This is a genomic window from Nonomuraea spiralis (genome assembly GCF_014648435.1).
Classification (GTDB): Bacteria; Actinomycetota; Actinomycetes; order Streptosporangiales; family Streptosporangiaceae; genus Nonomuraea; species Nonomuraea spiralis.
In genome coordinates this window covers 204,830-230,581 of the sequence record NZ_BMRC01000007.1, presented here as the reverse complement: position 1 = coordinate 230,581, position 25,752 = coordinate 204,830, and the positions used below count along the sequence as shown (strand labels likewise).

At 73.4% G+C, this 25,752-nt stretch carries 18 protein-coding genes; 8 read left to right on the top strand and 10 right to left on the bottom strand.

The genetic code is table 11. The features are described from left to right. Positions 1 to 44: 44 nt before the first annotated feature. The 4 genes from IEZ27_RS19255 to IEZ27_RS19240 all read left to right on the top strand — a co-directional run bounded on the left by IEZ27_RS19255 (position 45) and on the right by IEZ27_RS19240 (position 5,079). A complete protein-coding gene (locus IEZ27_RS19255) occupies positions 45 to 1,280 on the top strand; it encodes a M20/M25/M40 family metallo-hydrolase (protein ID WP_189648501.1) in 1,236 nt (411 codons plus the stop codon). Then, the gene (locus tag IEZ27_RS19250; protein WP_229824125.1) at positions 1,273 to 2,160 is read left to right on the top strand and encodes a GNAT family N-acetyltransferase; all 888 of its coding nucleotides are present in this window, start codon (positions 1,273 to 1,275) and stop codon (positions 2,158 to 2,160) included. The genes IEZ27_RS19255 and IEZ27_RS19250 overlap by 8 nt, the downstream gene beginning before the upstream one ends. Further along, positions 2,157 to 3,266, top strand: a complete 1,110-nt coding sequence (menC, locus tag IEZ27_RS19245) for an o-succinylbenzoate synthase (RefSeq protein ID WP_189648499.1) — start codon at positions 2,157 to 2,159, stop codon at positions 3,264 to 3,266. The genes IEZ27_RS19250 and menC overlap by 4 nt, the downstream gene beginning before the upstream one ends. 148 nt (positions 3,267 to 3,414) lie before the next feature. Further along, on the top strand, positions 3,415 to 5,079 hold the full coding sequence (locus IEZ27_RS19240; protein ID WP_229824124.1) for a helix-turn-helix domain-containing protein: 1,665 nt from the start codon (positions 3,415 to 3,417) through the stop codon (positions 5,077 to 5,079). On the opposite strand, the gene IEZ27_RS19235 is transcribed toward IEZ27_RS19240, so the two are convergent. From IEZ27_RS19235 to IEZ27_RS19205, 7 genes are all read right to left on the bottom strand, one after another. Continuing rightward, positions 5,057 to 7,138 (bottom strand): prolyl oligopeptidase family serine peptidase, encoded by a 2,082-nt coding sequence (locus IEZ27_RS19235; protein WP_189648498.1) that lies wholly within the window; start codon positions 7,136 to 7,138, stop codon positions 5,057 to 5,059. The two genes, IEZ27_RS19240 and IEZ27_RS19235, sit on opposite strands and share 23 nt — an antisense overlap. Further along, positions 7,135 to 8,370, bottom strand: a complete 1,236-nt coding sequence (locus IEZ27_RS19230) for an erythromycin esterase family protein (protein WP_189648497.1) — start codon at positions 8,368 to 8,370, stop codon at positions 7,135 to 7,137. The genes IEZ27_RS19235 and IEZ27_RS19230 overlap by 4 nt, the downstream gene beginning before the upstream one ends. Next, positions 8,367 to 10,229 (bottom strand): ABC transporter substrate-binding protein, encoded by a 1,863-nt coding sequence (locus IEZ27_RS19225; protein ID WP_189648496.1) that lies wholly within the window; start codon positions 10,227 to 10,229, stop codon positions 8,367 to 8,369. The genes IEZ27_RS19230 and IEZ27_RS19225 overlap by 4 nt, the downstream gene beginning before the upstream one ends. Positions 10,230 to 10,283: 54 nt before the next feature. Continuing rightward, entirely contained in the window at positions 10,284 to 11,180 is an 897-nt protein-coding gene (locus tag IEZ27_RS19220; protein ID WP_189648495.1) for an ABC transporter permease, read from the bottom strand. Continuing rightward, positions 11,177 to 12,127, bottom strand: coding sequence for an ABC transporter permease (locus IEZ27_RS19215; RefSeq protein ID WP_189648494.1), 951 nt, complete (start codon positions 12,125 to 12,127; stop codon positions 11,177 to 11,179). Before IEZ27_RS19215 ends, IEZ27_RS19220 begins: the two co-directional genes overlap by 4 nt. Beyond that, complete coding sequence (locus IEZ27_RS19210; protein ID WP_189648493.1) at positions 12,124 to 14,181, bottom strand: dipeptide ABC transporter ATP-binding protein; 2,058 nt, start codon at positions 14,179 to 14,181, stop codon at positions 12,124 to 12,126. Before IEZ27_RS19210 ends, IEZ27_RS19215 begins: the two co-directional genes overlap by 4 nt. Before the next feature lie 174 nt (positions 14,182 to 14,355). Next, positions 14,356 to 15,741 (bottom strand): serine hydrolase domain-containing protein, encoded by a 1,386-nt coding sequence (locus tag IEZ27_RS19205; protein WP_229824123.1) that lies wholly within the window; start codon positions 15,739 to 15,741, stop codon positions 14,356 to 14,358. A gap of 218 nt (positions 15,742 to 15,959) precedes the next feature. On the opposite strand from IEZ27_RS19205, the gene IEZ27_RS19200 reads away from it, so the two are divergent. Beyond that, the gene (locus IEZ27_RS19200) at positions 15,960 to 17,807 is read left to right on the top strand and encodes a S8 family serine peptidase (protein WP_189648491.1); all 1,848 of its coding nucleotides are present in this window, start codon (positions 15,960 to 15,962) and stop codon (positions 17,805 to 17,807) included. 241 nt (positions 17,808 to 18,048) lie between these two features. On the opposite strand, the gene IEZ27_RS19195 is transcribed toward IEZ27_RS19200, so the two are convergent. Beyond that, on the bottom strand, positions 18,049 to 19,182 hold the full coding sequence (locus IEZ27_RS19195) for an FAD-dependent oxidoreductase (protein WP_189648490.1): 1,134 nt from the start codon (positions 19,180 to 19,182) through the stop codon (positions 18,049 to 18,051). Between the two features lie 107 nt (positions 19,183 to 19,289). Continuing rightward, positions 19,290 to 19,871 (bottom strand): TetR/AcrR family transcriptional regulator, encoded by a 582-nt coding sequence (locus IEZ27_RS19190; protein ID WP_189648489.1) that lies wholly within the window; start codon positions 19,869 to 19,871, stop codon positions 19,290 to 19,292. A 161-nt stretch (positions 19,872 to 20,032) separates the two neighbouring features. On the opposite strand from IEZ27_RS19190, the gene IEZ27_RS19185 reads away from it, so the two are divergent. Then, positions 20,033 to 20,602 carry a TIGR03086 family metal-binding protein gene (locus tag IEZ27_RS19185; RefSeq protein WP_189648488.1) on the top strand — a complete coding sequence of 190 codons (570 nt, stop codon included), beginning with the start codon at positions 20,033 to 20,035 and terminating at the stop codon, positions 20,600 to 20,602. Positions 20,603 to 20,665: 63 nt separating this feature from the next. Here the strand turns inward: IEZ27_RS19185 and IEZ27_RS19180 are convergent, their stop codons facing one another. Further along, positions 20,666 to 23,032, bottom strand: coding sequence for a family 20 glycosylhydrolase (locus IEZ27_RS19180; protein WP_189648487.1), 2,367 nt, complete (start codon positions 23,030 to 23,032; stop codon positions 20,666 to 20,668). A gap of 169 nt (positions 23,033 to 23,201) precedes the next feature. Here IEZ27_RS19180 and IEZ27_RS19175 point away from each other — a divergent pair, with 169 nt between their 5' ends. Together IEZ27_RS19175 and IEZ27_RS19170 are read left to right on the top strand one after the other, a co-directional pair. Beyond that, positions 23,202 to 24,689, top strand: coding sequence for a sulfatase-like hydrolase/transferase (locus IEZ27_RS19175; protein WP_229824122.1), 1,488 nt, complete (start codon positions 23,202 to 23,204; stop codon positions 24,687 to 24,689). 52 nt (positions 24,690 to 24,741) lie between these two features. Further along, positions 24,742 to 25,743 carry an aliphatic sulfonate ABC transporter substrate-binding protein gene (locus IEZ27_RS19170; protein WP_189648485.1) on the top strand — a complete coding sequence of 334 codons (1,002 nt, stop codon included), beginning with the start codon at positions 24,742 to 24,744 and terminating at the stop codon, positions 25,741 to 25,743. Positions 25,744 to 25,752: the final 9 nt, after the last annotated feature.

Genomic DNA, 25,752 nt, shown 5'->3' with positions numbered 1-25,752 from the left:
GTGGTTCACGATGATGGGCGGTCCGTCGACCGGAGGCAGCCATCATGACACCACGCCGTACCGCGCCGGGCCAGGAGGCCGCGCTGATCGCCGGCATCGAGCGGCTCGTACGCTGCGAGTCGCCCTCGGACGACCTGGCCGCGGTGGCCCGCAGCGCCGCGGCCGTCACCGAGGTGGGCGCCGCCCTCCTGGGGGCCGGGCCCGAGCGGATCGTCCTGGACGGGCGTACCCATCTGCGCTGGCGCTTCGGCCGCGAGCCCCGGGTGTTGCTGCTCGGCCACCACGACACGGTGTGGCCGGTCGGCTCGCTGGAGCGGCTCCCGTTCGAGGTGCGGGACGGGGTGCTGCGCGGGCCGGGCTGCTTCGACATGAAGGCCGGGCTGGTGATGGCCTTCCACGCGCTGGCGGCCCTGGACGACCTGGACGGCGTGACCCTCCTCGTCACCGGCGACGAGGAGCCGGGCTCCCCCACGTCCAGGGAGCTGGTCGAGGACGAGGCACGCGGGTGCGCGGCGGCTCTGGTGCTGGAGGCCGCCGGTCCCGGCGGCGCGCTGAAGACCGAGCGCAAGGGCGTGTCCCGCTACGAGGTCCTGGTACGTGGACGGGCCGCGCACGCCGGGCTGGAGCCGGAGCGCGGCGTGAACGCGACGGTCGAGGTGGGCCACCAGATCGCGGCCGTGGCGGCGCTGGCCGACCCCGCGCTGGGCACGACCGTCACCCCGACCCGCCTGGAGGCGGGCACCACCGTGAACACCGTCCCGGCGCGGGCCCGCTTCGAGGTGGACGTGCGCGTACGGGACGCCGCCGAGCAGCGGCGCGTGGACGCGGCGATGCGGGCGCTGCGGCCGGTGCTGCCCGGCGCGGGTGTGGCGGTCGGCGGCGGCCCGAACCGGCCGCCGCTCCCGGCCTCGGCGTCGCGGGAGCTGTTCGACCGGGCCCGCCGGCTCGCCGGCGCGCTCGGGATCGGCCCGCTCGCCTCGGTCGCCGTAGGCGGCGCCTCCGACGGCAACCTCACCGCCGGGACCGGCACGCCCACCCTGGACGGACTCGGCGCGGTCGGCGGCGGCGCCCACGCCGACGACGAACACGTGCTGGTCGCGGAGCTGCCGGGACGGACCCGGCTGCTCGCCGCGCTGGTCGCCGAGCTGCTGGCGGCGGAGAGGGCCCGGCCGGGCGGCGACGCCGCCGGTTGTCCACCCGGACGAAACCGGCGCCACCGCCCGGTGCTCGCCGACCAGCTACGGGACGGAAGCGGCTGCGACCATGACCGGCGTGACTGATCTCATCCGTGACCGCCGCGAGTCCCGGCTCGTCGAGGCCGCCTGCGAAGCGGCACGGGCCGCCGCGGACGGCGCGGGCATCGACATCCGCCCCTTGGACAGCGTCGGCGAGCTGGAGGCCGTCCGCCGCCTGTACGAGCACATCTGGCGTACGGGCGAGAACAACCCGCCGGTGACGGCCGACCTGCTGCGCGCGATGGCGAAGGCGGGCAGCTACGTGAGCGGCGCCTTCGACGGGGACCGGATGGTGGGCGCCTGCTTCGGCTTCTTCTCCCCGCCGGCGCGCGGGGCGCTGCACAGTCACATCGCCGGCGTGCTGGCGAGCACGCAGGGCCGCAACGTCGGCTTCGCGATGAAGCTGCACCAGCGCGCCTGGGCGATGTCGCGCGGCGTCGGCGAGATCTCCTGGACCTACGATCCGCTGGTACGCCGCAACGCGTACTTCAACCTGGCCAAGCTGGGCGCCGATCCGGCCGAGTACCTGCCGAACTTCTACGGCCCCATGGACGACGACATCAACCGCGCCGACGACACCGACCGCGTCCTGGTCCGGTGGCGGCTGGAGACGCCCGGCGTCGAGGCGGCCTGCGCGGGCCGGCCGAGGCAGGCGGACGCGGCGGCGGCCCGCGCGGCGGGCGCGGCCGTGGCGCTGGAGGTCTCGGCGGCGGGCGGCCCGCTGGTCCGGTACGCCGGCACGCCCACGGTGCTGGTCGGCATCCCCGGCGACGTGGAGGCCATGCGCGAGAGCGACCCGGCCCGCGCCGCGGACTGGCGCGGCGCGCTGCGGGACGTGCTGGGCGACCTGCTCGCCGGGGGCGCGCGGGTACGCGGATTCGACCGGACAGGCTGGTACATCGTGGACAGACAGGAGTCGGAGTGAAGATCACTGGGGTCGAGATCCGTACGGTCGAGATGCCGCTCGTGACGCCCTTCCGCACGTCGTTCGGCACCGAGACGGTACGGGAGGCGCTGCTGGTGCGCGTGGTCACCGGCGAGGCCGAGGGCTGGGGCGAGTGCGGCGCGGGCACGGCGCCCCTGTACTCCTCGGAGTACACGCACGCCGCCGCCGACGTCCTGGCCCGCTACCTGATCCCGGCGCTGGCCGGGGTGCCGGACCTGGACGCGCACCGGGTCGCCCCGGCGCTGGCGCCGTTCAAGGGGCACCGCATGGCCAAGGCCGCGCTGGAGACGGCCGTCCTGGACGCGGACCTGCGGGCCCGCGGCGTCCCGTTCGGCCAGGCGCTCGGCGCCGTACGCGACACCGTGCCGTGCGGGGTTTCGGTGGGGATCACCGAGTCGATCCCGGCGCTGCTCGACGCCGTGGCCGAATACCTGGACGCGGGTTACCTGCGGATCAAGCTGAAGATCGAGCCCGGCTGGGACATCGAGCCGGTCCGGGCCGTACGCGAGCGGTTCGGCGACATCCCGCTCCAGGTGGACGCCAACACCGCGTACGGGCGCGCCGACCTGCGGCACCTGACCGGCCTGGACCCGTTCGGGCTGCTGCTGATCGAGCAGCCGTTCGCGCAGGACGACCTCATCGGGCACGCCCGGCTGGCCGAGCGGATCACCACGCCGGTCTGCCTGGACGAGTCGATCGTCTCGGCCCGCGCCGCCGCCGACGCGATCGCGCTCGGGGCCTGCCAGGTGGTGAACATCAAGCCGGGCCGCGTGGGTGGTCACCTGGAGGCCAGGCGCATTCATGACGTGTGCGCGGCGCACGGCGTGCCGGTGTGGTGCGGCGGCATGCTGGAGACCGGGGTGGGCCGGGCCGCCAACATCGCGCTGGCCGCGCTGCCCGGGTTCCTGCTGCCGGGCGACACCTCGGCCTCCGACCGCTACTACCGGACCGACCTCACGCCGCCGTTCCGCCTGGTGGACGGGCACCTCGCCGTACCGGAGGGGCCGGGGATCGGCGTCACCCCGATCCCGGAGGTCCTGGACGACGTCACGGTCAGGACGACCTGGGTCCCGCTGCCGTCCTGACCGGCTCGTCCGTCCTGATGCTTCGTCCGTCCGGACGGAGGTGCGGGGAGCAGTTCGTCAGGGTTCGTCCATTTGGACGGATGCGCGGGTAGCATTTCGTCATGCCGGACGAACGACGCCCCACCGTGGCGGCGCTAGCTTCGGGAGCGTGCTTGTCCCCGTGACCGGCCTCCCGCGCGCCAGCCTGGGCCGCGTCCTGGAGGAGCTCGGTACCACCCTGCTCGACGTCGTCTGCGGCGACGCCCGGCTGGCCCAGGACGTCGGCGGCGTCGTCATCCACGACCCGCTCGACGAGCCCGAGCTGCCCCGCGACGCGCTGGTCCTGGGCGTCGGCCTGCACGACCCGGCCGACATCACCCGGGTCGTGACCCGGCTCGGCCGCCACGGCGCCGCCGCGCTGATCGTCCGCGCCCCGGTCGTCGCCGACGACAAGCTGGCCGCGGCGGCGCGCGAGGCGGGCGTGACGGTGCTGGCCTTCGCCCGCGGCGCGTCCTGGACGCACCTGGCGGGCATGTTGCGCACGCTGACGTCCGAGAGCGGCCGGAACGACGCCGACGCCCCCACCGTCGGCCGGATCCGGTCCGGCGACCTGTTCGCCGTCGCCAACGCCATCGCCGCGCTGCTCGACGCGCCCGTCACCATCGAGGACCGCAACTCGCGGCTGCTGGCCTTCTCCAGCCGCCAGGAGGACACCGACACCTCTCGCGTGCGGACGATCCTCGGCCGGCAGGTCCCGGAGCAGTACACCCGCATCCTGGAGGAACGCGGCGTGTTCCAGGCGATCTACCGCAGCGACCGGCCCGTCTTCGTGGCGCCCCTGCCCGACCCGGACGGCACGATGCAACCGCCGGCCCTGCCCCGGACGGCGATCGCGGTACGCGCCGGCGACGAGATCCTCGGCACGATCTGGGTCGTCGTCCCCGCGCCCCTGGACGAGGAGCGCGGCCAGGCGCTCTACGAGGCGTCCAAGCTGGTCGCCATGCACATGGTGTGGCAGCGCGCCGACGCCGACATGGAACGCCGGCTGCGCGTGGAGCTGCTGGGCACGGCGCTGGAGAGCGGGCCAGGAGCCCTGGAGGCCGCGCGCCGCCTCGGCCTGAAGGACGAGCCCGCGGTCGTGCTCGCGCTCACCGTGGTCGGCCCGGCGGGCGAGAACCCGCTGCCCGCGCAGCTCGCCACCGAACGCAAGCGGCTCGCCGACGCCTTCGCCATGCACCTGTCGGCCGTGCATCCCCGGGCCGCCGCCGCGCTGGTCGGCGACGTCGCGTACGGCATCCTGCCCCTCCCGCAGAACCGGCAGGACGCCGAGGAACGCGCGGTCTGGGTCGCCGCCGAGTTCCTGGCCCGCGTCGGCTCCCGCCTGCGCCCGCTGATCGGGGTGGGCCGCCCGGCCGGCGACTGCTCGGCGCTCGCCCGGTCGCGCTCGGGCGCCGATCGGGCGCTGCGCGTCCTGCGTTCCGGGGCCGCCGGGCGGCAGGTGGCCCGCCTGGACGACGTGCACGTGGACGCGCTGCTGCTGGAGCTCGCCGACCTCGTCCCCCGGGACGACGTGCCGAGCGGGTCGATCGCCCGGATCGTCGCCTACGACAGGGAGCACCAGAGCAGCCTGGTCGAGACGCTGGGCGCCTGGCTCGACGCGTTCGGCGACGTCTCCGTGGCCGCCGCCGCGATGTTCGTGCACCCCAACACGTTCCGCTACCGGCTGCGGCGGGCCGCCGAGGTCGGCCGCCTCGACCTCGGCGCCCCGGACGCGCGCCTGTCGGCCATGTTGCAGCTGCGCCTGATGTCGATCAGGTCGGCCCCGGACGACTGACCGCGCCGCGCAGGCCGAGCGTGCCGATCAGGAACGCCAGCCATTCGGCGTCCTGCTCGACCGCCACGTCATGGGGGGTGGCCGCGCCGTGCCCGGCGTCGTCGAAGACGTGCAGCAGGACGGGCTCCCTCCCCTGCTGGGCCGCCTGGAGGCGGGCGGCGAACTTGCGCGCGTGCCAGGGACGGCAGCGCGGGTCGGCCGCCCCCGCCTGGAGGTAGACCGCGGGGAAGACACCGGGACGGACCAGCTCGTACGGGGACATCCGCAGCAACCGCCTGACCTCCTCGGGGTCGTCCGGGTCGGCCCACGCCTTGCGGATGACGAAGTCGAGGTACGGGTCGCGGGTGCCGCCGATCAGGTCCAGCAGCGGCGCCCGCGGCAGGACGGCACGCCACAACTCGGGCCGCGTGGTGACGGCGATCCCGCACATGAGCCCGCCGTCGGAGCCGCCGGTCAGCGCGAGCCGGTCGGCGGCCGTCACGCCCTGCGCGATCAGGTGCTCGGCGACCGCTACGAGGTCGGAGTCGCGTACGTGCCGCCGCTCCCGGTGCGCGGCCCGGTACCAGTCGCCGCCGAACTCGCCGCCCCCGCGCAGGTACGCCTGGACCAGCACGCCCCCGGCGGCCACGAAGGCGGCCAGGTCGGGCTGGTACTGGGGAAGGAGGGGCACGTTGGCGGCCCCGTACGCGGAGATCAGCGTCGGCGCGGGCAGCGCCGGGTCGACTCCGGCCGGCCGCACCACGTGGTACGGCACCTCGACGCCGTCGGCGGCGAGCGCGCGGCCTTCCACCACCTCGGCGTCGAGGGTGACGGCGGGGGCCGCCAGCGTCTGCGGCCCGCTCTCGCCGGGGCGGTGCCGGTAGACGCCCCAGGAGCTGGTCAGGGTGGAGAAGGCGAAGACGAAGTCGTCGGCGGGGAGGCCCGTGGCCAGGGCGGTCAGGGCGAAGAAGGGGGCGGCCAGCGCGCCCCGGCCGGGCAGGGGCACCTCGCCGGTGACGGCGCCCGCGCGGTCGATGATCCGGACCCTGGCGAACGTGCGGTCGAACTCGCTGAGGTACAGGTGCTCGCCGACCGGGGTGAGGGAGCGCAACACCGTGTCGCCCTCGGGGACCAGCTCGGTCCACCCCGACGGGTCGTCCGGGTCGGCGGCGTCGAGCGGGATGGCGACCACCCGGCCGCGCGGGGCGCCGACGTCGGTCACGGCCACGTAGCGGTCGCCGACGACGTGCCCGGCGACCGTGCCGGCGCACCGGGTGACGAAGGGACGCCAGGCCGCCCCTGGCTCGGACAGGTCGCGGACCGCGACGGGGATCGGGCTGCCCACCCGGTGGGCGGCCACGGCCCACCGGCCGTCCGGCGAGAACTGCACGAGCGTGTACTCCCGGGAGCCCGCCGGGACCGGGACCGGCTCCACGACGGTCTCCCCCGGCGGCCCGAGCCGGTGGGTGAACACCGCCTGCTCGAACTCCTCCGGTGGCCCGGTGAGCGCGAAGAAGGAGAAGCCGCCGCTGTCGGGCCGCCACGACACGCCGCCGGTCCATGCGCTGTGCAGGACCTGCTCCGGCGCGCCGCCGAGCGGCCGGCCGGTGTCCACCTCGACGAGCCGGATCGTGTTGTGCTCGCTGCCGTCGGTGCACACGCCCAGAGCCAGGACGCGGCCGTCCGGCGAGGGCGCGAGCCAGGACAACACCGCCGGGCCCCGCCCGGTCCCGAGCACGGCGAGATCGGCGACGGTCCGGCCCTCGCCGTACGGCCGGTCGGCGACGACCACGACCGGCGCCGTCCCGCCCGGCGGGGTGACCGCGCGGAACCAGCGCCCGGCCGCGTACCTGGGCAGGGCCGGGCGGGACCCGCTGTCGTAGGCCCGGATCAGGTCCCGGACGGCCGCCGGGTCCTGCCCGTCGTAGACGACGGAGGCGGCCAGCTCGGCCTGCCGCCGCTGCCACCGCCGCACCTCGGGCGTCTCGGGCTCCAGCCAGCGGTACGGATCGGGCACGCGGACGCCCGCGACGTCCTCGACGACCTCGACGGTGCGCGCGGGCGGGTAGGGAAGGGTCACGGTGACTCCGGCTGTTCGGGGTGCGGGGGCTGGTGGGCGTCCGGCGGCGCGGCGGACCCGAACTCCGCGCGGAGCCGTTCGAAGGCGCCGGGGACCCGGCCGACCCGGCGGACGTGGATCAGGGCGTCGTAGGCCGCCGGGAAGTCGTCCACGGGGTCGAGGCCGCCGCTGGCGAGCGTGCCGTCGATCCCGTCGAACAGCTCGCCCGGCGCGCGGCGGAGGTCGACGACGGTCACGGGCGGGCCGAGGCGGTCCAGCGGCGTCTCGACGCAGTTGGGCGGCAGGGTCCGCGTCACGAGGGAGACGTCGCAGTCGTACGGGCGCGGCGAGCGCTGCGTGAAGCGGACCTCCGGGCCGTGGCCGTAGGTGCTGCCGATGACGACCAGGCCGGCGCCCAGGGACGGGGCGAGCAGCCCGCCCAGCGTGGGACGGCCGTGGAAGGGCGTACGCCGGACGTGGGAGTTGTGGGCGCTCACCACGATCCGTTCCTCGCGTTCGAGCACCCAGGCGACGGTCTCGGCCATGAACCGTTCCCGGGGGTAGGGCCCGTCCGGCGGCACACCCTCCTCGGCCTCCTCGGCGAAGGCCAGGAGGGAGGCCGCGCAGCGGCGCAGCACCGGGTCGCCGAGCGGGAACGCGCGTCCGGCCAGGTCGCGCAGCCCCGCGAGCAGGTGGGCTCGGGCGTCGGCGGGCATGGCCGCGTAGCGGACCGCCGCCTCCGTCCGGCCGCCCAGGTCGCTCAGCCGCAGCAGCTCCTCGTCGCCCGGCCGGGCCGGCATCCGCGCCAGGCAGGCGCGCACCGCCGGACCGGGCGAGGTGGACGATCCGGGCAGGTCCATGCCGTAGAAGGACACCTTCGCCGGTTCGCCGGAGTTGCGGCGGCGCATCCAGTCCAGTTGCCGCCGCATCGGCTCGCACTCGCCGAACCGGTAGGTGATGCCGTCGCGGGCGACCGCCTCGACCTGCCCCGGCCCGCCGTGGACCCACGCGTCCACGGCCAGCCCTTCGGCGAAGCCGGACTCCATCACGAAGGCCGAGAATCCCAGCTCCCGGACGAGGATGCGGAACAGCCGGTCCTTGAGCCGGTAGAACTCCGGCACGTTGTGCGCCCCCTCGCCGACGGCCACCACCCGCGCGTCCCCGACCAGGTCCCGCACCGTACGGGCGTCGTCGAGGTCGGCGGCCTCCGGGGCGAGGTGGCGCAGCGGCCGGGCGAACGCTTCCTGGATCATGCGTGGTAGTACCAGAGCTCGGGCGTGTACAGGTAGCTGAGCAGGGCCCGGAACGACGACTGCGGGCCGGACAGCGTGTCCTTCCACACGACCAGGGTGTGGGGGGTCGGGAAGAACAACACGGGCAGGTCCTCGGCGATCCGGGTCACCTCGGCCGACAGGGCCTTGGCGTCGGCCCCGAACGTGGAGGCGTCGATCAGCCGGTCCACCTCGGCGTTGCCATAGCTGCCCAGGTTGAAGCTGCCCTTGGTGTTGAACACGGTGTTGCTGCTGGGGTAACCGGCCGCCAGGTAGAGCGGCCCGTAGTCCTGCATCGCCCACTCGTTCCTGCTCGCGGGCGCGAAGGTGTTGCCGTAGTTGCTGTACATGTAGGTCAGGGACTTGGTCACGATCTTGACCTCGATGCCGAGCTTCTTGGCCGCCGAGGCGAAGGCGACGTCCCGGGCGCCGACGTAGGCGGGGGTGTTCGCGGAGGCCAGGGTGAAGCTGATCTTCTGGCCGCGCGGGATGCCGGCGCCGCACTCGCCCGGCCCGTCGCCGGGGCGCGCGCAGGTGGTGGCGCCGTTCGGAGTGACCTGCCAGCCGTTGCCGGTGAGCAGCTTCTCCGCCGCCGCCGGGTCGTGCGGGTACGGCGGCGTCCCGCCGAACGCGGGCGGGTACGGCGAGCCGCTGCCCGCCGTGCTGTAGTTCGGCGACCCGGCGCCGTTGTAGATGCCCCGGCCTGCGATGTAGCCCGGCTGGTCGATGAGCTGTTGGAGGGCCTGCCGGACGTACGGCTGGGCGATGATCTTGTCGAAGCCGTTCACCGTGTTGCCGAAGTTGATGGTCAGCGCGTCGAACCGGGCGGGCGCGGGCGCACCGTAGACGTTGAACCCCTTCGCCTTCAGCGCGCCGATCTGGGCGATGAAGCTGGAGTCCAGCGTGCCGACGGTGAGGTTGCCGGCCTTGAACTGGTTGAGCACCGCCGAGGCGGAGGTGAACGCCTTGAAGTCGACCTGGTCGAGCCGCGACTCGCCGGGCCCGCTGTAGGACTCGTTGGGCGCCAGCGAGAACGACCCCGTCGTCGGGTCGAAGCTCTTGAGCCGGAACGGCCCGTTGACCACCTGCCACAGCGGGTTCGTGGCGAACGTGGACTGGGACTCCGACTCCTTCGTGAGGTACTTGTAGATCGCCTTGGCGTTCTTCGGCTCGGTGTAGTCCAGGTGCGGCCCGCCGGCGCGGTCGACGTTCCACGCCTTGGACGGCATCACGTACAGCAGCGTGAGCATGGACATCAGGTACGACGGGTTGTACGCGGTCTCCAGCGCGAGGGTCAGCGTGTCCGGCGCGGCGGCCTTGGCGGTGACCCCGTCGGGGAACTGGCCGGGCGTGTAGAAGCTCCAGTTGGCCGGGCTCTCCGCGAGCGCCGCCTTGAGCAGGGTGAGGGAGAAGACGACGTCCTCGGCCGTGACCGGGGTGCCGTCGGACCACTTGTAGTCCTTCATCTTGATCGTCACGGTCTTGCGGTCGGGGCTGTAGGCGGGGGGCTCGGCCAGGCTCAGCTCGGCGTCGGCGACCTGGTCGCCCTCCCCGCTGGGCCGGTAGAGGGAGCGCCACATCAGGCCGCGGGCGATGACCGTCCCGTTGGCCGAGGCCGGCGGGTAGGGGTAGATGTAGTTCGGGCTGAGTCCGGGGGTCAGCGCGACCGTGACCGCGCCACCGTCCTTGGGCTTGCCCGACTGCGCCGGCTGGCTGGCGTAGCCGGCGGCGGCGTCCTTCGCGGCGCCCCCGCCGCCGGTGCACGCGGTGGCGGCCGTCACCACCGCGGCGGCGAGCACCACCGCCAGGCGTGCTCGCTGCTTTCCGGACACGTGCGTCATGACAGGCTCCCTACATGTGGGGTGGAAGTGCGCGAGGAGGGCAGAGGGGCGGGCTCAGTCGGCCCGCCGCCCGACGGCGTCGCGCAGGGCGTCGGCGAGCAGGTTGAGCGCCAGCACCGTGAGGACGATGCAGCCGCCGACCGGGTAGATCAGCCACCAGTAGTCGGCCGAGATGTAGGCGACGCCGCCGGCGAGCTGGCTCCCCCAGTCCTCGGTCGGGTACGTCAGCCCGAACCCCAGGAATCCCAGGGCGGCGACGACGAGGATCGCGTCGGCGACCTGGAAGGTGATGTTGACGATGATCACGCCGAGCGCGTTCGGGATCAGGTGGGTGAGGATGAGCCGCCGCCGGGAGGCGCCCATGACCCGCGCGGCCAGCACGAACTCCCGCACCCGCAGCGTCAGCACCTCGCCGCGCACCAGCCGGGCGGAGACCAGCCAGGAGAATCCGCCGATGACCAGGCTCAGCGACAGCGCGTCGGCGTGGAAGCGGGCCGACAGGATCAGGACGAAGAACAGGAACGGCACCGAGAGCATGACGTCGACCAGGCGCATCAGGAACCCGTCCACCACTCCCCCGGCCAGCCCGGCGACGGCGCCGTACAGGGTGCCGATCGTGGTGGCGAACAGGGCGGCGAGCAGCCCGATCTGCAGGGACAGCCGGCCGCCGGCCATCAGCCGCCCGAGCACGTCGAACCCGTTGGCGTCCGTGCCGAGGGGGTGCCCGGGGCCGGGGGGCAGGGCCGCGTTGACCAGGTCCACGTCGACCTGGTTGGTGGGGTGGAGCAGCGGCCCGAGGAAGCAGAAGCCGAAGATCAGCAGCAGGATCAGGCCGCCCGCCAGCCCGAGCGGGCTGCGCCGGATCACGCGCGGCGACGGGAAGCGGTTCCGCGCCGGAGCGATCCCGGCCGTCTCGTCACCGGACCGTGCGTGCAGGTTCTGTGCGGTCATTTCCTCAGCTCGATTCGGCGGTCGGCGGCCGCGACCACAAGGTCGGCGACGAAGTTGCCGGCCACGGTCAGGACACCGCCGATGAGGGTGTAGGCGAGCAGCACGGGATAGTCCTCGCGTTGCAGGCTGTTGAGGAACAGCAGGCCGAGGCCGGGATAGTTGAACAGCGACTCGACGATCAGGTTGCCCGCCAGCAGCGTGGGGATGAGCGTGCCGACCAGCGTGACCAGCGGCAGGCAGGCGTTGCGCAGCAGGTGGCGGAGCAGGATCAGCCGCTCCGGCAGGCCCTTGGCCCGCGCCACCCTGATGTAGTCCTGGCCGAGCTGGTCCAGGGCCGAGGAACGCTGGTACTGCGCGAAGACGGCGACACTGGCCGCGGCGAGCGTGATGACCGGCAGCGCCATGGCCCGCGGATCGGTGAAGACCACCCACGGCGAGTGCGACTGGGACGCCTCTGCCGGGAAGACGGGCAGCGCCTGGCTGAAGACGGCGATCAGGATCAGCCCGAGCAGGAACGACGGCGTCGCGTAGAGCACGTACGACGCGGCCGTGAGCAGCCGGTCGGCCAGGCTGTTGCGCCGGACGGCCTGGAGGATGCCGAGCGGCACGGCGATCACCAGCGCCACCGCCAGTCCGGCCGCCGACAACATCGCGCTGCGGCCGGCGTTCTGCCCGAGCAGGGTCGCCACGTTCTCGTTCAGCTTGTACGACCTGCCCAGGTCCGCGTGGGCGAGCTGGCCCAGGTAGCTGACGTATTGAGCGAGGACCGGGCGGTCGAAGCCGTGCCGGGTGTTGAAGTCGGCGACCGCCTCCGGCGAGGCGCGCTGTCCCAGGACGACCCGGCCTGGGCTGTCCGAGACGAGGTTCAGCATGAGGAACACCACGGCGGAGATCCCGAGCAGGACGACGGCCGAGATCAACAGCCGCCGGACCACGTACCAGGTCATGACTGGGAGACCCCCTTCGGTGAGATGCCCGCGGGTTCGAGCGGCCGCAGCGGGTGGTGGCAGGCGACCTGGTGGGTGCCGGTGACCGGCCGCGGGAGGGGTTCGGTCCGGGCGCACAGCTCGTCGGCGAGGGCGCAGCGGGTGCGGAACCGGCATCCGCTGGGCGGGTCGATCGGACTCGGCAGCTCGCCGCGTACCCGGGCGCCGCGCGGGGGCCGGGCCTGCGGGTCCGCGTCGGGGACGGCCGCGAGCAGCCCGGCGGTGTAGGGGTGGGCGGGGGTGCCGTACACCTCCTCGGTGGTGCCGGTCTCGACAAGTTTGCCCAGGTACATGACACCGACCCGGTCGGCCAGGTACCGGACGACGGCGAGGTCGTGCGAGATCACCACGCTGGAGAGCCCGCGTTCGGCCTGGATGCCGCGCATCAGGTTGAGCACCTGGGAGCGGATGGACACGTCCAGCGCGCTGACCGGCTCGTCGGCGACCAGCACCGCCGGGTCGAGGGCGAGCGCGCGGGCCAGGTTCACCCGCTGCCGCTGCCCGCCGGACAGCTCGTGGGGGTAACGTTCCATGACGCTCTCGGGCAGGCCGACGTCCCGCAGCAGCTCGCGGGCGCGGGCGGTCCGGTGGGCGCGACCGCCTGCGCCCTGGATCGCGAGGGGTTCGCGCAGGATCGTGCCGATGCGCATCCGGGGGTCGAGGGCGGCGCCGGAGTCCTGGAACATCATCTGGAGCCGGCTGCGGCGCTCCCCGAGCGCCCGCGCGCTCATCCGGCTGACCGGCTCGCCGTCGAAGATCACTTCACCGGACGTGGGCCGGTCGAGGGCCACGAGCATCCTGCCCAGGGAGGACTTGCCGCAGCCCGACTCGCCCACCAGCCCGAACGTCTCCCCCGCCGCCACCTCGAAGCTCACGCCCGAGACCGCCTTGAGGGTACGGCGCCCGCCGAACAGCCCCCTGCCGCCCACCGGGTACTCGCGCCTGAGGTCCACGACACGCAACCGCGGCTCGGCGGGACGCTCGGCGGGCGCGGCCGGGCGGGCCGTGAACCGGCTCCTGACCAGGTCGGCCGGGCCGGAGGCCGGGTGGTGGCAGGCGTGGACGTGCCCGCCGTCCTCCGCCGAGGCGGCCGGGCGCTCCTCCTGGCACCGGTCCGTGGCAGCCTCGCAGCGCGGCGCGAACGGGCAGCCGGGCGCGGCCACGGTCAGGTCGGGCGGCGCGCCGGGGATGCTGAACAGCCGCTCGTCCCTGTCGTGGGTGAGCGAGGGGATCGAGGAGAGCAGGGCGTGCGTGTAGCGGTGGCGGGTCCGGCCGAACAGCACGGGAGTGGGGGCGGTCTCGGCGACGCGGCCGGCGTACATGACGGCGACTCGGTCGGCGTGCCGGGCGATCACCCCCATGTCGTGCGTGATGAGGATCATCGACATGCCGAGCCGGGACCGCAGGTCGTCGAGGAGGTCGAGGATCTCGGCCTGGATGGTCACGTCGAGGGCCGTGGTCGGCTCGTCGGCGATGACCACCCGCGGCTCGCAGGCCAGGGCCATCGCGATCATCACGCGCTGCCGCATGCCGCCCGAGAGCTGGTGGGGGTAGTCGTCCATCCGCTCGGCCGGGCGCGGCAGCCCGACCAGGGCCAGCACCTCCGCGGCGCGCTCGCGGGCGGCCCGCCTGGACGCGCCGTGGTGCAGCCGTACCGGCTCGGCGACCTGCTCGCCGATCCGCCGGGTCGGGTTCAGCGCCGTCATCGAGTCCTGGAACACCATCGCGATCTCGTTGCCGCGCAGGGCCCGGTAGCGGGCGGCGGGCAGTCCGACCAGTTCCTCGCCGCCGAAGTCGATCGAGCCGCCGGTCACCCGGCCGCCGGCCGGGAGCATGCCCATGATCGCGAGGCCGGTCATGGACTTGCCGGACCCGGTCTCGCCGACGACCCCCAGGGTCTCGCCGCGGTTCAGCACCAGACCGACGTCCGAGACCGGGCGGACGACCCTGTCCCCGCGCCGGATCTCGACCGACAGATCCCGGATCGCCAGCACGCGATCGCTCTCCAAATCCATCCGACGATAGTGGGACCCGTGCCACCTGCGGTGTTCGTCGCGGTCATCGAACGTTCGGGCCCGCGTTCGTCCGGGCGTACCAACTGATCGGCGGGGGCCGGACATGGGAACGACCCGCCCGGCGCGCGGCGCGGGCGGGTCGTCCCCGGGTGCGGATGGTCCTGGTGCTTGGGCTCAGTCGGGGGTGCGGCGGTCGGCGCGGCCGTCGTGCAGGTATCGGGCGCGGCCGGTCCCGTCGTCGCCAAGGAAGGCGATCGGCGCGTGCACCCCGCGCTCGGGTTCGAGCGGGAGCAGCACGTCGCCGCGCCAGCCGACCAGCTCCGTGCGGTACGGCACCTCGTCCAGCTCGGCGGTGATCCCGACGGGCGTGCGCAGCAACCACACCCGGCCCGTCTCGTCCCTGGTCACGGCCGTCTCGCAGGTGCTCGACGTGTACGTGCCGACGTACCGGGAGGCGTCCGCGGGCGGCACGGCGGGGCCGGGCGCCGGCGGCGCGGGCAGCTCGATCCCGGCCAGCTCGCCCAGCACGCGGCCGGCGATCTCGGCGAACACCGGCCGCGACCGGCCGCCGTTGGCGACGATCACCACGGCCACGTCGCGTCCCGGCACCGCGCGCAGGCACGCCGACTGTCCGATCGTGCTGCCGTCGTGGCCGACGACCATGCCTCCGGGCAGGTCGAACAGCTCCCATCCCAGGCCCCACGCCGTGCCCTGGGCGATGTCGGGCAGCCTGACCTGCGGCCGCCGCATCGCGCTGACGCCCTCCTCGCTCAGCACCCGGACGCCGTCCGGGCCGGTGCCGCCGGCGAGGTGCATGCGGGCGAAGGCCAGCAGGTCGCGCGGGCGCATCGCCAGCATCGACCCGGCGGGCGCGTTCGAGCGGGCCAGCGCCCACACCGGGGTCGGCTCGTACGGGCCGTCCGGCGTCCGCTGCACGTGCCCGACCGCCGTACGGTGGACGATCGCCTCGTACGGGTCGCAGGCGGCGTGGGTCATGCCGAGGGGCGTGAACAGGTGATCCCGCATGCAGTCGTCGAACGGCCGCCCGCGCACGACCTCGACGATCCGGCCCAGCACGCAGTAGCCGGCGTTGTTGTAGGAGAACATCTCCCCTGGCTCGAACAGCTGCGGCACCTCGCGCAGGAGGTCCACGTACTTCTCGACGCAGTCGTCGCCCTTGCCGGTGTCGGTGAAGACGTCCCCCTCGAAGCCCGCGACGTGGCACATGAGCTGCCGGGTGGTGATCCGCCGCGCGGCCCGCTCGTCGCCGATCCGGAACCGCGGGAGATAGGTCCGTACGGGCGCGTCGAGGTCGAGCCTGCCCTCCTCGGCCAGTTGCACGGCCAGCGTGGCGGTGAGCACCTTGGTGATCGAGCCGATCTGGAAGAGGGAGTCGGGGGTGGCCTCGACGCCCGTGGCCGTGCTCAGCGTCCCGGCGGCGACCTCGACCGTCTCCCCGCCCGCGTGGACCGCCACGGCGGCCCCGGGCACCTGGTTGTCGGCGAGCAGCCCCGCCAGCCGGCGCCGCAACCACGCGCCGATCCCGTCCAGCTCCGGCACCGGTGTCCCCCCTGGCTCGATTCGACACGACCTTAGAGCCGGCGGGGATCGTCCCGTTCGTTCGATTCCATCACGCATGCCACGTCCGTTCGTCGGGACGACCGAAGCGATGATCTATGACAGATATTTCAGTATTGCCTGACTCGCTGTCATATGCGATGTTCCGCTCACAAGCCGCATGAGCGCAGCTCATGTCACCCCCGGAGAAAGGCGTCACCATGCGTCGAATCTCAACCCTGTTAGCCCTGGCCTCCGGCGTCTGCCTGGCATTGTCCGGCTGGGCCACCGCCGCCGAGGCCACCTCCCCGGCCGCCGCCGACCAGCAGCGCTACATCGTCCAGCTCTCGGGCGTGTCGCGGGCTCAGGTGGCGAACGAGGCGCAGCAGCAGGTCACGGAGCACAAGGGTGTGCTGGTGGGCACCTACCGGTACGCCTTCCAGGGCTACACCGCGCTCCTCACCCCCGACGAGGCCGCCAAGCTCAAGGGCGAGGCGGGCGTGGTCTCCGTCGAGCCCGACCACGAGGTGCACGCCTTCGCCCAGACCGTGCCGTCCGGCATCAAGCGCATCTTCGCCGACCAGAACGCCAACCTCGACATCGACGGCACCGACGACGTCCGTGTGGACGTGGACGCGGCGGTCGTCGACACCGGTGTCGACCTCGACCACCCCGACCTGAACGTGGTGGCCAGCACCAACTGCACCAGCGGCGTCTGCTCGGGCACCGGTGACGACGACAACGGGCACGGCAGCCACGTGGCCGGCACGATCGGCGCCATCGACAACTCCATCGGCGCGGTCGGCGTCGCCCCCGGCGCCCGCATCCACGCGGTCAAGGTGCTCAACTCGGCGGGCTCCGGCACGCTGGCCGGCATCGCGGCGGGCCTGGACTGGGTCGTGGCCAGGGCGAGCACGATCGAGGTCATCAACCTGAGCCTCGGCTGCGAGGGCTGCACCAGCTCCGCGATCAGCAGCGCGATCACGAACGCCACCAACGCGGGCATCGTCGTGGTCGTGGCGGCGGGCAACAGCTCCTCCGACGCCGCCACGTTCTTCCCGGCCAACCACCCCGACGTCGTCACCGTCTCGGCCGTGACCGACTTCGACGGGCAGCCGGGCGGCCTGGCCGGCACGATCACCGTCCCGTGCCGGACCGACGGGGCCGTCGACACCGACGACACGCTCGCCTGGTTCTCCAACTACGGCACCACCATCGAGGTCGCGGCCCCGGGCACCTGCATCTACTCCACGTGGATGAACGGCGGCTACAACACCATCAGCGGCACCTCGATGGCCAGCCCGCACGTCGCCGGCGCGGCGGCCGTACTGACCAGCGGCACGCACAAGACGACCAACCGGGCCGGGGCGCTGGCCGTACGGGACAAGCTGAAGGCCACGGGCAACCTCAACTGGACCGACGACGCCACCGACGGGGTCAAGGAACGGCTGCTCGACGTGCACGACGCCACGCAGTACCCGCCGACCACGGGCGGCAACCAGTCGCCGGTCGCCAGCTTCACCCAGTCGTGCGACAACACCACGCGGGTGTGCTCGTTCAACGGGTCGGGCTCCAGTGACCCGGACGGGACCATCGCCTCGTACGCGTGGACCTTCGGCGACAGCTCCTCGGGCACCGGCGCGACCGTGTCGCACACCTACGCCGCCGCCGGGACCTACACCGTGACCCTCACCGTGACGGACAACGGCGGGGCCACGAACTCCACCAGCGCGAGCATCACGGTCGGGACCACTCCGGGCAACTGCACCGGCTACACGACGCCGTTCTCCGGCAACCTGACCAGCGGGCAGAACGTGTACTACCCGAACAGCACCGGCTACACGGCGGCCGCCGGGACGCACCGAGCCTGCCTCGACGGGCCCACCGGGGTGGACTTCGACCTGTACCTGCAGAAGCAGGGCATCCTCGGCTGGAGCACGGTCGCCAGCAGCAGCGGCACCGGGCCCGACGAGTCGCTGACCTACAACGGGACGGCGGGCACCTACCGCATCCGCGTGCACGCCTACAGCGGATCCGGCGCCTACACCGGCGGCTACACCAAGCCGTGACCCACCTGCTCCACCTGCACCAACGGCCACGCCAGGTCGTGACGACCCGCCTGCACGGGCGTCGCACCAGGCCCTGACGACCCGCCTGCACGGGCGTCGCGGTAGGCCGTGACCGTGCACTCCGCGACCCCGTGCGGCCCACCGCACGGGGTCGCGCCACACCCGGGTACGGGCGGATCAACCGGACACGGGGTCAGCCGGGCAGGGGGTCAGCCGGGCAGGGGGTCAGCCGGGCAGGGGGTCAGCCGGGCAGGGGCTTCCTGGTCGTGGGGCGGGGCTCGATCTCGGGGAAGGAGCCGTCGCCGAACAGGATCCGGGCCGCCACCGCCCGGCCCGCGCGACCGCGCAGCGCGGCCACCGCCGCCTCCGCCGCCAGTGGCGACCGCACCCCGGCGAACACCCGCCGCAACAACAACCGCCCCCGGAACCGGGCCCGCAACGCGGCCCCGTCGTACCGCCCCAGCACCCCTTCGTCACCGGTACGCAGGAACCCGGCGACGACCGCCGCGGCCAGTTCGGACATACGCAGGCAGGGGTCCAGCCCACCGGCCGTCAGCGGCGACACCGCGCCCGCCGCGTCCCCGACGAGCAGCCCGGACGGGCACGCCAGCCGCCGCAGCACCCCGCCGACCGGGATCGGACCGCCCCGCCGCTCGACCGGCCCGGCGGGCGCGGAACGGCCGGGCGCGTCGGCGGCGAAGGCGTCCAGCAGGTGGCGGACGCCCGCCCGCATCGCCCCCGGATCGCCCGCGACGCCGACGTGCGCGTGCCGCCCGTCGTCGACCACCCACCCCAGGTACCCCGGAGCCACCCGCGGATCCAGCACGCAGTGGAACGCCGGGACGCCCCCGCCCGGCGCGACCGGATGGACGATCTCCGCGCCCACCAGGAAGCGCCGGTTGACGTCGAGGCCGAGATCGCGGGCCACCCGCGACCGGGCGCCGTCCGCCCCCACGACGAACCTGGCCGCCACCGGCTCCGCGCCCTCCAGCCGTACAACGCCCGCCGACGTCCCGGCGTACCGCACGCCCAGCAGGACCCGCGCCCCGGCCGACTCCGCCGCCCGGCGGGCGTGCTCGCTGACGGCGGCCATGTCGGCCACCCGGAACTCGTCCCGGTCGCTGGTGAGCCGGATCGGCGAGCGGCGCGACGGCGGGTACAGCAGCACGTCCCGGACGCCGGGCCCGAGCAGGTGGTCCGGCAGGTCGAAGTCGTCGAGGGTGCGGCGTACGAAGATGCCCGTGGTGCGGATGCCGGCCGACAACGACCTGCGGCGATCGACGACCATGACGTTCAGCTCCCGCCGGGCCAGCAGGCGGGCCGTGCTCAACCCGGCCAGCCCCGCTCCCACGACCAGGACGTCCACTGTCTGCATATTTCTGGACGTTAGGCGCGTTCCGCCGCCCGTGGCGCCGCCTGCACGGTACCCGTCCCCAACCTTCACACCACCGCCACACCCGTTCATCGAGGGGGCGCGTCCCGTCAGGGCGTGCGCGCGAGCAGGCGGCCGGTCAGGCCGTCGACGTAGTCGGGAGTCAGCGGAACGGCTCCGAACAGGACGCGGACGTACATCGGGGCCAGGAGGTGATCGACCACGTCGAGGACCTCCGGAGGGTGCTCGCCCCGGTCGCGGGCCCGGTCGAGCATGACCTGGAGCTGGCGGGAGCGTTCGGCGAGGAACGCCTCGCGCGCCCGTACGCCGTCGTCGCCCGCCGACGACAGGGCGATGACCAGGCGCAGCACGGCCAGGCCGTCGGGACCGGTGACGTCTCTGGCCACGTTGGCCGCGTAGGCGCGCAGGTCGCCGTCCAGGCTGCCGGTGTCGGGGACGGGCGAGGTGGTGGTGAGCCAGGTGATCGCGACGTCCATGGTCAGGGCCTCAAGCGTGCCCCAGCGCCGGTAGACGCTGGTGTCGGCCACGCCCGCGCGGGCCGCGACCTCGCCGACGGTGTAGTTGCCGAAGCCGCGTTCGGCGATCAGGTCGGTGACGGCCCGGTGCACCGCCGTGCGGACCCGGGCGCTGCGCCCGCCGGGACGCCGGGCGGGTTGTCGCTCTTCCTCCATGCCCCAACCCTAACGCAGCCACGACTTGCGTTTGCGGTGGATCGAGCCCTAGAGTCCTCGCCGTAAACGCAGTCACGACCTGCTTTAGAGGCGGGACGAGACCCTGGGCGCCGACGCGTCCGCCGCGACCAGCCGCCGAGCCCCCTCGAAGGAGCCCCACGATGACCTCGGTGATCGACCAGATCGACCGCGCCCTCACCATGACCGGCCTCGTCGTCCAGGGCCTCACCGGCGACCGGCTCGCCGCCCCCGCCCTCTGCCCGGCCTGGGACGTACGGACCGAGCTCAACCACCTGGTCGGCGGCATGCGCATCTTCGCCGCCGAGCTCACCGGCACCGACGCCGGCGCGGCGCACGAGGACGACTGGCTCGGCGACGACCCGCGGGCGGCCTTCGCCCTCGCCGACAGCCTCGACCGCGACGCCTGGCACCGCCCCGGAGCCCTGGACGGGACCGTCCGCCTGGGGTTCGGCGAGCTGCCGGGGCCGATGGCCGCGCTCGTGCACCTCACCGAAGTGCTCGTCCACGGCACCGGCCTGGCCCTGGCCACCGGTCAGGAAGCCCTCGCGGACGACGCCGCGTGCGACGAGCTCCTCACGATCATGCTCGCCATGGATTTCGCCGCCTTCCGGCGGCCCGGCATGTTCGGCCCCGAGGTACCGGCCGACCCCGCCGACCCCGCGCACCGCCGCCTCCTGGCCTTCACCGGCCGCCGCCTCCCGTCCCGCTGAGGGCCGGACGGGAGGCGGGGCCCGCCGGGCGCGGGCCCCGGAGGCCGGGGCCCGCGTCGCGGCTCAGTCCTTCACGGTGACCGTCAGAGCCCCCTGCACCGGCGCGAGGCCGGTCGGGCGCACGGTCAGGGTGCCGGTGTACCGGCCGGGCCCGGCGAACGAGCGGTCCGACCGGGCCGTGAAGGCGTCGTTGACCCGCATGTCCGGGATGCTCGCCGCGCGCGGCGTGGTCAGCGTGACCTCCTCCGTCACCCCGTCGCTCCAGGCGATCGACGCCTTGAGCCCGTCCGCGGCGTGGCCGGGCGCGGTGACCGTCCACGTGGCCCCGGCCGCCTGGCCGGCGCGGACGGTGACCGGCAGGCCGAGGACCTGCAACCTCCACGGGACGTCGGCGGTGGGGAAGAAGTTGACGCCCGCGACCGTCAGCCGCCCGCCGATCACCGACAACCTGGTGCTGAATCCGGCGTAGTCACGCTGGTTCTGCGGGGTCCAGCCGACCTCGGCGGTCGCGATCAGGCGCGGGAAGGAGTAGTACTGCGCCTGGCCGATCCGCCTGATGAACTCGCCCCACAACGCCGACTCCACGCCCAGCACGGACGACTCCGCGACGCCGGGCACGTACGTGCCGGGGTCCCAGTTGTAGTGGCGGTCCAGCCCGCAGACGCCGCCGCAGGCCCAGGTGCCGCCCTGCAGCTGCCGGGAATCCTGCTTCTGCGGGACGTAGGTGTTGGCCGCCGGGGACAGGATCGCCTTGGCCCCACGCTCGTTGACCGCCTTGGCGACGGCGGCCAGGCTGCCGTTCCAGAACTGCACGACGGCGTCGCCCTGGGGCAGGGCGGTGCCGGCGTACTCGTTCCAGCCGACGACGGTCTTGCCGAGGCCCTTCACCGCGGCCGTGAACGCGTCGACCATCTTGACGTAGTCGGCGTGCGGCGTGACGTGCGCCTCGTCGCCGCCGATGTGCAGGTACGGGCCGGGCGTCATCGCGGCGATCTCGGCGAGCACGTGCTGGGCGAACTCGTAGGTGACCGGGGCGGCGGCGTCCAGCGAGGAGTAGCCGACCGAGCCGGTGCCGTTGTGCGGGACGGTGGTCTCCCCCGGCTTGAGCCGCGGCTGCGCGCCCGCCGTGTTGAGCTGCGGGACGGAGTGCAGCGCCGAGTTGACGTGGCCGGGCAGGTCGATCTCGGGGATGACGGTCATGCCGTTCTCCCCTGCGTAACGGACGATCTCGGCGTAGTCGGCCTTGGTGTAGAAGCCGGTGATGCCGGGTTCGGTGCCCCGCTCGGTCATCGCGGTGGCGCCGCCGACGCGGGTGAGCAGGCCGTAGTCGATGCCCGAGGGGTTCGTGGCCGGGTCGCCGACGGCGATGCGCCAGCCCTGGTCGTCGGTCAGGTGCAGGTGCAACCGGTTGATCTTGAACCGGGCGGCGGCGTCGACGGCGGCCTTCACCTCGGCGACCGGGTAGAAGCTGCGGGCGACGTCGAGCATCATGCCCCGGTGCGCGAAGCGCGGGTAGTCGGTGATCGTCACCGCGGGCGCCGTCCACCGCGCGGGCACGGCCGAGCCGGACTCCACCCACTGCGGGAAGAGCTGGCGCAGCGTCTGGACGCCGTTGAGCGCGCCGTTGGGCGTGCTCGCGGCGATGGCGATCCGGCCGGGGGCCACGCTGAGCCGGTAGCCCTCGTCCTCGTGACCGGCCGGCCCCTTGCCGGGGCCGACCTCGACGACGATCGGCGCGACGCCCTCGCCCGCGGTGACGACCGGCAGGCGGTGGCCGGTGGCCGGGCGCAGGGCCCTGGCCAGGTACTCGGCGGGCGCCCGCGCGTCCCGTCCGGCCGCGACGACACGGGTGTTCTTGTGCAGCGTGTACGGCGTCCCGCCCTGTTCCTGGACCTCGACCGGCCTGGGCACCAGGCCCAGGACGGGCTTGGGCGGCGCCGGCGGCCGGTCCCAGATCTCGAACTCCGAGACGGAGTAGCCGTAGGTGGACCAGCGCTGGCGTCCCTGCATGCGGACGTAGGAGACGGGGGCCTGCGACGCCACGTCGATGACGTCGGTCCGCGGGCAGGTGTCGCGTCGCAGCGAGGCCACGTCGGTCCAGGTCGCGCCGTCGGCGGAGGTCTGCAGGACGAAGTCGCGGGCGCAGGCGTTCGGCCAGCGCAGGGTCACGTGGTCGATCTTGGCGGGCGCGGCCAGCCGTACCTGGATCCAGTTGTCGTCGGCGTACTTGGAGGACCAGCGGGTGGCGGTGTTCCCGTCGTTGACCTGCGCGGCGACGAAGTCGGCGCGGTCGAGTTCGACGCTGGAGGCGGTGGCGGTGCCCGCGAGGGCCAGGTTGACGGGTTCGTCGTCGGCGACGGCGGCGTGCGCGCCCGACAGCGGCACGAGGAACGAGGCCACGAGCGCGGCGGTCACGAGATGTCGGCGCATCGGACTCCTTCGGGGAGGGGGGTGGTCATCGCACAGTGTGATCACCCTCACGGATTTACGTCAAGACATGGGAAATAAAAAGCGACATCTCCCCCGTGTTGACCTCTTGCGGAGCACAAGATCCTCTTTTAACGTAAACCCTCAAGAAAAATTAGCGATCGGAGAGCGAGTGACCAGTCCCCGCAACGTCCTGTTCCTGATGACCGACCAGCATCGGGTGGACACCCTCGGCTGCTACGGCAATCCCGTCGTGCGCACCCCTGCGCTGGACGGCCTGGCGGCGGAGGGCACGCGCTTCGACCGGTTCTACACGCCGACCGCCATCTGCACCCCGGCCCGCGCGTCGCTGTTCACGGGGCTGCACCCGTTCCGGCACGGGCTGCTGGTCAACCCCGAGCGCAACGGCGGCGGCCGGGACGAGCTCGCCGACGACCACCCCACCCTGGCCGCGCCGCTGCGGGCCGCCGGCTACAACCTGGGCCACGTCGGCAAGTGGCACATCGGCCGCGAACGCGGGCCCGAGTTCCACGGCATGGACGGCGAGCACCTGCCCGGGGCCCTGAACCCGTTCGACCACCCCTCCTACGAACGCTGGCTGAAGGAGAACGGCCACCCGCCCTTCGCCGTGGACAACCCGGTCTTCGGCAAGGCCCCGAACGGCACCGGCCGCGGCCACCTCATCGCCGGCCGGCTGCGGCAGCCCCCCGAGGCCACGATCGAGGCGTTCCTCGCCGACCGCACGCTGGAGCTGCTGGAAGGCTACGCCGCCGAGTTCCACCGCACCGGCCGCCCGTTCCTGCTGTCCTGCCACTGGTACGGCCCCCACCTGCCCTACCTCATCCCCGACCACTACTACGACATGTACGACCCGGACCTGGTGCCGCTGCCCGCCTCGATGGCCGAGACCTTCGCCGGCAAGCCGGAGGTGCAGCGCCGCTACTCCGAGTACTGGTCGGCCGACCACTTCGACGCCGACGCCTGGCGCAAGCTGATCGCCGTCTACTGGGGCTACGTGACGATGATCGACGACCAGATCGGCCGGCTCCTGACGGCCCTGCGGGAGTTGTCGTTGTGGGACGAGACCTCCGTCGTCTTCACCGCCGACCACGGCGAGTTCACCGGCGCCCACCGCCTGAACGACAAGGGCCCGGCCATGTACGAGGACATCTACCGCATCCCCGGCATCGTCCGGGTGCCCGGCACGACGGCCGCGACCGTGGACGCGTTCGCCAACCTGATCGACCTCAACCCCACCATCCTCGACCTGGCGGGCCTGCCGCCGCAGCAGCCCTGCGACGGCGAGAGCCTGCTCCCGCTGCTGCGCGGCGAGCCCGCCGAGGGCCGGGACTCGGTGGTCGCCGAGTTCCACGGCCACCACTTCCCCTACTCCCAGCGCATGCTCCGGGACCGCCGCCACAAGCTGGTCTTCAACCCGGAAGGCGTGCACGAGCTCTACGACCTGGACGCCGACCCGCACGAACTGCGCAACGTCTACGCCGCCCCCGCCTACGCGGCGGTCCGGCGCGAGCTGACCGTCCGGCTGTACCGGGAACTGCTGCGCCGCGGCGACCCGGCCTACACCTGGATGAGCTACATGGCCGACATCGGCGAGGGCCGCGCCCCCGACGTTGACGGCGTCGCCGACGAGGTGGCATGAGACCGCCCGCGTCACCCCCCGATCCCTCCGTGAGACGAGAAAGGACCCCACGATGAGGCGTCCTCGCACCCTGGTCAGCGCCCTGGCGGCGCTGGCCGTCCTCCTCCCCGCCGCCGCCTGCGGCTCCTCCTCCGAGGGTGGTCCCGAAGCCAAGAGCGTGCGCTTCGGCTACATCGCCGACTTCTCCGGCGCCGCCGCGCTCGCCGCGGCCGACAAGCAGGGCCTGTGGGCCAAGCAGGGGCTGGAGCCCGACCTGAAGGTGTTCACCAACGGCCCGCTGCAGATCCAGGCGCTCGGCTCGGGCGACCTCGACTTCGGCTACATCGGCTCCGGCGCCACCTGGCTCGCGGCCAGCGGCAAGGCCAAGATCATCGCGCCGAACATGCTCGGCCAGGCCGACCGGGTGATCACCTATCCGGGGTCCGGCGTCACCTCGATCAAGGAGCTGAAGGGCAAGAAGGTCGGCGTGCCCGAGGGCACGTCCGGCGACATGATCCTGGAGCTGGCGCTGAAGGAGGCCGGCCTGTCCGGCAAGGACGTGCAGAAGGTCAACATGGACCCGAGCACGGTCGTGACCGCCTTCAGCGCCAAGCAGATCGACGCGGCGGCCATCTGGTACCCGCTGATCGACACCATCAAGAAGAACGTGCCGGACCTGGTGGAGCTGACCAAGAGCGAGGACTACTACCCCAAGCTCAGCTTCCCCAGCTCGTTCGTCGCCCGCAACGAGCTGGTCGCCGACGACGCCGCCACCGTCACCAAGGTCGTGAAGGTGCTCCAGGAGGCCAACGACTGGGTCGCCGGGCACGCGGCCGAGGCCGAGACCCTGACCGCCACCTTCCTCAAGGCGCCGCCGCAGCAGTTCAAGGGCGCCTCGGCGGTGACGAAGATCCTGCCGACACCCGAGCTGGTCAAGCTGGCCAAGGACGGCACGGCGGGCGGCTGGTACAAGGGCCTGGCCGACCTGTTCGTCACGATGGGCAAGCTCCAGGACTCGCCCGACCCGTCCACGTACTTCACCGCCGACCTGTACGCGTCGGCGTCCGCCGGATGAGATGGCCGG